This window comes from Pseudomonas sp. LAMO17WK12:I1 (assembly GCF_900177315.1).
GTDB classification, from domain to species: Bacteria; Pseudomonadota; Gammaproteobacteria; order Pseudomonadales; family Pseudomonadaceae; genus Aquipseudomonas; species Aquipseudomonas marginalis.
This window is the reverse complement of sequence record NZ_FWZV01000009.1, coordinates 317,612-325,792: the sequence shown is the minus strand read 5'-3', so window position 1 is coordinate 325,792 and position 8,181 is coordinate 317,612. Positions and strand designations below refer to the sequence as shown.

Below are 8,181 nucleotides of genomic sequence, written 5' to 3'. Positions count from 1 at the left end.
CGTGTACCGCCTGATCACCAACCCGGAGTGCCGCCAGTACATCCTGCGCCAGGCCTTCGAAGAAGCGATCCACACCCACGCCTACCAGTACTGCATCGAATCGTTGGCCATGGATGAAGGCGAGATCTTCAACATGTACCACGAGATTCCATCGGTGGCCAAGAAGGCGGCGTGGGGCCTGAAATACACCCGTTCGATCTCCGATCCGAAGTTCGAAACCGGCACCGTCGACACCGACAAGGAACTGCTGCGCAACCTGGTCGCCTACTACTGCGTGCTGGAAGGCATCTTCTTCTACTGCGGCTTCACCCAGATCCTGTCCATGGGCCGCCGCAACAAAATGACCGGCGTGGCCGAGCAGTTCCAGTACATCCTGCGCGATGAGTCGATGCACCTGAACTTCGGTATCGATGTGATCAACCAGATCAAGATCGAAAACCCGCACTTGTGGGATGCCGAGATGAAGGAAGAAGCGACCCAGATGATTTTGCAGGGGACGCAGCTGGAGATCGAATACGCGCGGGATACCATGCCGCGCGGTGTGCTGGGCATGAACGCGGCGATGATGGAGGATTACCTCAAGTTCATCGCTAACCGTCGCCTGTCGCAGATCGGCTTGAAGGAAGAGTATCCGGGGACGACTAACCCGTTCCCTTGGATGAGCGAGATTATGGACTTGAAGAAAGAGAAGAATTTCTTTGAGACGCGGGTTATTGAGTATCAGACGGGTGGGGCGTTGAGCTGGGATTGATAGAAAAAGCCGAGATTGATTTTAGAAAAATCAAACACTAAAAAGCCCTGATTACAGGGCTTTTTAATTAATAAACTTATATGAGCCAAAATAAAGGCTTAAGGCATTACAGCGATATATAACCTTCCTCAATTAAGAAAGCCCTTATCTTCCAAATCTCAACACACTGCTTCTCTGTAGGGATTTTACTAGGAATTCGACTGGCTATATTTAAAAGCGACTCCTGCTTAGGAGACAGTTTTCCACCTCGGCGGCCCCAAGAAAGCATCCTCACCCATTCAGGCGTAGGGGTCTCAATTACCGCTACTTGAATCGCGATTCCGTCATCTGCCTTTTGTAAGGCTTTAGATGCGGCCCCGCCCTCAACGTTACTACGTAAGTCTTGCAGTACTTCTGAAAACGCCGGCACAAACTCTATGGAAAGCTCTTTTACCTGATCCCAACACGCCTGCATTTTAGCCCATTCTGTTACGTTTTCTTTAAGTCGATCTGTATCAGTCAAGACACCAAAGACTTTTTTTGATATCCGCTCTAATTGCTCACATAAAACTTCAGGCAATACTTGCTTATCCCATATAACACGGAAATTAAGCTGTTTACCCAAAGCCTGCTCTGAAATCATATTATGTAGTTTAGCAATCGAATACGTCACAATATTTGCGCGATAGCCTCCCTGATACCAGTCTTGTCGAGCAACCATAGCTTCCGAATATCTAAACATAATAGCGAGTGAAACTATCTGCCTAAAATAATCCTCATTAAAATTCCTTCCGTCTGTAGACCATGCTTTCGCTATGAAATCAGCAAAAATTAAAAAGTTCTTTTGCGCCCCCATACTTACCTTATGAGGAAGTTCCCTCCAAGAGTTCTCCAACTTAGCGACATCAGTTTTAGAAAACAGTTGTTTACGAGGATTCTGAAGTCCGAACTGAGTTTTCTGCGCAGCAGACAACGAAGCCTGCTCATTCAAATATTGCCCACGCGCGCGCTCATAAAACCAATGAGTACCGTGCTGAGCCCCCCCGTTAGATGAGGCAAAGATACGTCGTGAAAACTCTTCTAACCGAACATGATAAGGATGGTTAGAAAAAAAGTCTGCATCGCTGACCTTATTCTGACTATTTGCGAAACGAGCAATCTCTGGCGTTAATTGCCCAGCTTTGTCAGGAGGCAATACAGATAACTTCATCTGAACCATAACCTTGGAAAGGTCTGCTACGTCTTTACCTCCTGTGCCTCCACGCTTAGCTAGCGCAAGTGACGCAGTAGTTTGTCCACCATTGACAATCTGCAGATTTGTAGCACTGATGATTTTAAGCCCAAGAACGCCATTTACTAACGTAACGTTTTCAGCGGTAGCAGCAATACCATTATTAAAAGCAAAAAACATTTCCGGCTGAGTACGAATTGTATTTTGTATTTTTGAATTAACCTTTCCTTTAGCGCTCAAAAATGTTCTGACATTACCTTCCAACAGCCTACTTCCATATTCTTCATATATATCAGCTAGAAGATCACCACTAATCATACAAAGATATGCTTTATAATCCCCGTCAGACTCAGCTGCTGCTAGACAACTTAACCCTTGATGCCCCGCCTCATCAAAGCTTACAACAAGCTCATCACGTCCAGTAGCAGAAATATATGCCACATGGAACCTAGCGATATCCCAGATATGAAACTCACTAGGTATTCCATTTATGTTATCCTCCGGCCAATCCTTTATACGTGACTTCAACTGCCCATCTGACACATAATAAAATCTATACTTTGTTACTTTCGAGTGCCAATCCATCAGATCGCACGCCAACCCGTACCCAGGTTGACTTTCATCAAAAGCGCCATCAGTTACAAACCCAGCCAATGATTCTTGCAAATAATTTTTCAGGCTTAAAAATGACTTCTTAACTTCGTCCGCATTAAATACCTGAATCTCATCTTCATTAAAATAATTTCCTATTAATAAAGAGAGTGAATTATCAGCGTCGTCAAAAAAATATCCATCAACCCTCAGTTTTTTCTTATTACTTACACCTTCAAACCTACAAGTCTCAAAACTGGAAAACTGCTCAGACTCGATCAACCGTTCGCCGCACTCATCAACGAAGCTCGCACTCAAAAAATCCCGAGCCGATTCGGCGCGAGATCGAACGCACTCAAGCAACTCCCGGTGAAACTCCTGCAGTAACAAATTACACCTCCTTCAGAATGAAGCCTGTTCAGTTATATAACATATGCAAGCACTTAACTCCAACTCATAACTAACATTTACAACTCCGATAGGTAACGCAGCCTTTCGTAAAAGAGGAAAACCATCCAAAACTGCATACCTAGTAAAGCCTCGCAACTGAAAGACTAAGTCATCATATTTTCGGTGCTGTACATATCCAGCCGACACTAACCGATTATTGAAATCACTCAACGCTTCATAGTCCGACTCAAGTCTGTTTCTTATTTTTGATATCTGAGAGTTCAAGTTAAACCCGTCAATTGAGTTAGAGCTAGCATCGGAGAGCTCAACAACATACAAATCTACCGTTTTATCAAGGCCATCCAGCTGCCTCTCAGAAGCAATAATCACAGTTTCAGCTCCTGGCCTAACCGTTTTCACTTCCCAAGCCGATAAACCAAACTGAAAATCCTGATCCGCGCCCGCAGGTCCAACCCAAGCAGTAACCGCCTCAATTGATCCAATCTTATCAATTAGCAAATCGAGACATGCTAGCTCGCCACACATGCCTCGAATCTCATTTAAAGTCAGGAGGGTGCTCTCAGGGCGCTCAAAAAAATACCGCCAACTATTTAGTCGTTTAAGCACAAAACTCAAAGGACTATGCTTTCCAATATGCCGGGAGTGCTCTATTAAATCCTCACAAAGCAGAGCAAACAACTCCGCTAACCTAGAGTCTTCTAAGATGAGAAGAAGCGACCACCTTCCGTCATCTCTAGGAATTTTCTTTAACCTAACAGCTCGCATATCTGATTGATTTGGGGGTTCTTCAGTAGTAACGAACAGCAGCAAGTTTCTGTCTTCGCTATCCAATCCAAGATAAAAATCTAATGGATGAACTGCGTCAAAGCGTTTGAACGCAGACTGTGATGATTCCAACTTAATTGACTGCCAAATTGACAAACATTTAGTCATCGACATTTTCGTCCTCGCTCTCGTCCCCTTCGAAAGTTTCCACCTCAGTGGCCAAGAGAGTCCTTAGCTCCACCATGTTAATCCGATAAGTCATTTTTTTACTTCCTGATGCCAGCTCAGGAAAACTAAGTCCGACGGCAACTAAAGCCTTAAGACTTTCGGGAAGTAAGACACCTTGCTTGCCCCCGAAATCCGGGCTAACTAGATGAATCAATAGCAACGGACGCTTTCTAACTTCATTGTATGCTTTACCAGGCACATTTTTTTTGTTGTTATTTTCTGGCAATTCGCGAAAGATCCTCTCAGCCTCAAAAATCTCATCCTTTGACAGACCAATTTTTTCATCTGACGCGGAACCAACCCTCATTTTTTTTTCGTTAACTAACAAAGATCTTTTCTCAAGATCAACTTCAATTTTTCGACGCCTTGTCGGAAGTGAGAAATCAGGTACCACATTAAAACTTTCGCCGGTACCTGAGGGTATCGACACGTCCCAATAATCAAGCTTTGGATCCACAGACTTTTCTATAAAGTCAGCAAGATCTCCAGACTGCAACTTGAGATTAAGTGGATGACTCATAAAACCTTTCAGTAGCTCCACAATAATATTTTTCGGGACTCCAATCCATACAGGAATCTTATACGATTCACTCCTGAGAGAACTGAGGGAGTTCAGTTTGAGAATTAGCGCTTGCACTGCTTTATGATTAGAAGAGATTGCATTGCCATCACTAAGCAAGCGAGCAGACTCTAGGCTTTCTTTGCTAATCGACAGTGTATGTACTATCTCTTCAGAATGACGCATTTTATTACGAGCGGTGATAATCAACGAATCTGGATGAGAGCGAACCCGCAATCCAAAATCAATCGGCTTCAACCGTAAGACCTGCATACGTCTAACTTCACTTCTTAGCTCATCCGTAGCCTCTGAAATCAACGAATACCAGTTAATTGTCTCTCTTGGCATCCATACCTTTAGGAGATCCTCGTAACCAGTTCTATAACCAAACCACCGCCCCATCTGTAACAACGCATCGTACATTTGGGTTGTACGATAAAAATAACTTACGGAAAGCCCCTCCAAAGTCAGCCCCCTGGCAAGGCTGTTCCCACCCACTGCAACAACTCTAAGTCCATTTTCCTTGTAAAGTGCATAGTTTAGACTTGCACCACCACTTTTTTGGTTTACCGATCTAACTTCTACAGGCAGAGCGGCAGCAACCAATGCGGCTTGAATCTGCCCCCAAGAAAAACCTTTGTTTTCCAAATAGCGTTCATATATAGAGTGCAGATCACTTATAGTTTTGTTATTTAACGCTTCTGACACATTAAGAGAGGCATACGCTCTTATATCCTCCTGAATACCTCTAAGAGAAAAATCAATAATATCTCTTACCTGATCTTGTATAAAAGTGAAATGACTGACATTTATCAGCATAGATCTATGCCTAGGCATTCCGCCACGCAGATCCATGACCGCGTTCACCAGCAAAAAATACTTCACCGCATCCATTAATGAGCTAGGCACTTCATCTATGATGCTCTCCGAGTGTTGCCCCTTTGGAAAAGAGGCCTCTGCATCATCGATATCCTCCAGACACTCCACTTTAGGATTATCACCAAATATTGCCGAAGCTCCGAGATAGTTACTTGGCGCATCTAGCGCATATATAAAGTCACGAGGAAAAAGATCGTCCCCTTCCATCTCATTTGTAGTATCTGGATTAATGAAAACATTCGCGAAAGGAGTCGCAGTAAACCCCACATAACTAGATCTAGGAAAAATACTGAGCAAAGTACGTATCCCACTGTTTATTGCCGTAGCCTTTTTGGGATTAGTATTTATCGAGGCATTATCCGCCTCATCATCGATAAGCAAGAGGGGAAGATCGATTTTCCCGGAGTTTTCCGCGTTGAAATTTATCAGCCACTCGGTTAAGTTCTCTATTATTTTTTTATTTTTCTTCACAACCAACAGGACTGGTTCATTATAATCACGCAACCTAAACCCTAATTGATTGACAGTAACTGCCTTAAAATCGCCTACCGTGGAAGTAAATACGCCGGCGTTTCGTGTTGAGTTTATTAACCCAACCCCAATTTCCTTTCTTCTTCTATTTCTGCTATTGCTATTAACAACACCGGAGCTGTCTAGCCCGACAAAACCGGCATCTAGCCTCTCTTGAGTTTGTCTACGCAAACTTTCCAGGGTACCAGTCAAAAGAATCACTAGCTTATACCCGGCATCGGCTGCCTTGCAAATAAGCCCTGTATAATTCGAAGTTTTGCCCGACTGTACATCGCCCATAACAAGGCCGCGCCTCGGCCAGCCTGTCCTTCCAACAGGGTTCCCCATCAAATCCAAAATATCATCAGTAACTTTATCCAGAGATGCTACTACTTTTGCACCCCACCCCTGCTTTATTAGATCTGTACGGTATCGAGCCCAATAAAATGGATTTATTTGTGCTTTTCTAGCTTGCAGCCAAGGGTCATGCTCATCAGCTACATAGCTACCTATGCCCATATCCAACGCCAGAGCAACGTGAAGTTTTTTGATTACTAACTCAAACTCCTGATCAGATATTATGTATAACGGTATCTTCCTTAACGCACTGGCCAGCTCATAAATTTCAACTTCAGTAGGTATGCTATCCACCGTCAGGGACGTCGCCACAGCCACTTCAAGTCGCTGAGCAGCAGGGGAAAGAACATCATCACTTTTCTGATTCAAAGCCTTGTAACTCCTCTACTATTCCCTTGGTGAGTGCAGGATAAAGACTAAATGGCTCTATAACGTGTAACGTAGATAACATATGAAGACGAACCGGAGACCCAAGATCTAACCCTTCAAATAAAGTATGGGCCATATCGCGTAACTGGCACTCTAAATACTCGCCGCCAAACTCTGGCTTCATATCGGATGCCATACGGGAATATAGAGCGTCTGCGGGAAAAGAACCTTCAATCGCCTTCAATACCGTATCGAAAAGACCTAGGGTTTGCTTATCCGACAAACCTCGCTGAAATTCCTTTACTAAAGGATGCTCTCGATTTATGTCAAATCTAACGCCCCCTCGATCTATAACCTCATTCCATGTAGAGAAAAAAATATTTTTTTCTAAAACCCGCCCTCGAAACGTAATAGTTCTACCGCTTACAGCTCTGATTCTGTCTATCGTTCTTTTTAAATTTCTACGTACTACGTCTGGTGGGTGAGCAGCGGACTTTTTTATATCTAGCGTCCACAGATGATCAAGCGAGTTTGGTATATCCACTCGAACTCTAGCCAGTTTACTTAGCTCATCCTTACGAGCCAGCCTAAACCAAGTTCCCCAAATTATTAATCGTCTATTTCTGTATATGTAGAATCCTTGATGATTGCGAATACCATCATCCCCACCCGCAATCTGAATTTCTTTTATACTCAGCTTGCTATAGTGAGGAATAATAAATGGTTTAATTATTACTTTTGCACCATCAACACTAAATGACTCTTGATCTAAATGCTGCGTCGCTTGATGTTCGATCAAAAAAGGATCAACAGGAGGTAGCTTACTTCCGTTTATCGCGATGGAAACACGAGGTTTTTTATCTTCTTTTGATAAAAATCTATGAAAGACAAGTGATAGGTGATCTCTTGCATGGTTCATTTTTCCGGTAAGAGCGGCTTCAACAGAGGGCTCTCCAGCGATTAACTTATCCAACTTCTGCCACAGAACTATTGTTCCACTAGCACTTTCTGCAAGAGTATTTATATGAGGTATACTTTCTAAATCTTCCTCTCCAAGCTCTAGCATAACCCAAGATTTACGATTTATAACAACATCAAGATCCCAGCAGTACCCAGTGATAACACCGCCCTGCTTAGAAACAACTGTCATTCTCCGGCACTGAGAAAGGGATGATGTCTTAAGTCCTAAACCGTAACGGCCCATATCGTCATGGGAACGTATATCCAATGGATTGGTGCTGCCATGACGCATGGCATTCTCCAACACCGTCGCAGACATACCACTCCCATCGTCAATAATGGCAATATACGGTTCATCGTGAAATCGAAACTCGACAGATATATTTTTCGCGTTTGCCGATAAGCTGTTGTCCAAGATGTCAGCTAATGCTGACTCCAAGGTATAACCGATTGACCGCATCGATTCGAGCAGCGACGCTGCGTGGGGAGGATGTTCTATTTCTTTCATTACCTCTCGCCCCTTAGAGAACGAGGCGCTACAGAGCGTATGCGCGTCAACATTCCCTGTTCCTGTATCATAGCCCAAATGGC

General features: G+C 43.7%; 5 protein-coding genes. 1 reads left to right on the top strand and 4 read right to left on the bottom strand.

The annotated features are described in order from the left end of the window. Window positions 1-751 (top strand): ribonucleotide-diphosphate reductase subunit beta (locus tag B9N88_RS19435; RefSeq protein ID WP_143491256.1); only part of this gene is annotated, 751 nt, incomplete at its 5' end. Between the two features lie 106 nt (window positions 752-857). On the opposite strand, the gene B9N88_RS19430 is transcribed toward B9N88_RS19435, so the two are convergent. The 4 genes from B9N88_RS19430 to B9N88_RS19415 are packed head-to-tail and all read right to left on the bottom strand — an operon-like array spanning window position 858 to window position 8,098. Next, a complete protein-coding gene (locus B9N88_RS19430) occupies window positions 858-2,942 on the bottom strand; it encodes an AIPR family protein (protein WP_043293520.1) in 2,085 nt (694 codons plus the stop codon). Between the two features lie 12 nt (window positions 2,943-2,954). Beyond that, window positions 2,955-3,902 (bottom strand): PD-(D/E)XK motif protein, encoded by a 948-nt coding sequence (locus B9N88_RS19425; RefSeq protein WP_081744430.1) that lies wholly within the window; start codon window positions 3,900-3,902, stop codon window positions 2,955-2,957. Beyond that, entirely contained in the window at window positions 3,889-6,630 is a 2,742-nt protein-coding gene (locus tag B9N88_RS19420) for a Z1 domain-containing protein (protein ID WP_027605649.1), read from the bottom strand. Before B9N88_RS19420 ends, B9N88_RS19425 begins: the two co-directional genes overlap by 14 nt. Further along, window positions 6,614-8,098, bottom strand: coding sequence for an ATP-binding protein (locus tag B9N88_RS19415; protein ID WP_081744428.1), 1,485 nt, complete (start codon window positions 8,096-8,098; stop codon window positions 6,614-6,616). Before B9N88_RS19415 ends, B9N88_RS19420 begins: the two co-directional genes overlap by 17 nt. Window positions 8,099-8,181: the final 83 nt, after the last annotated feature.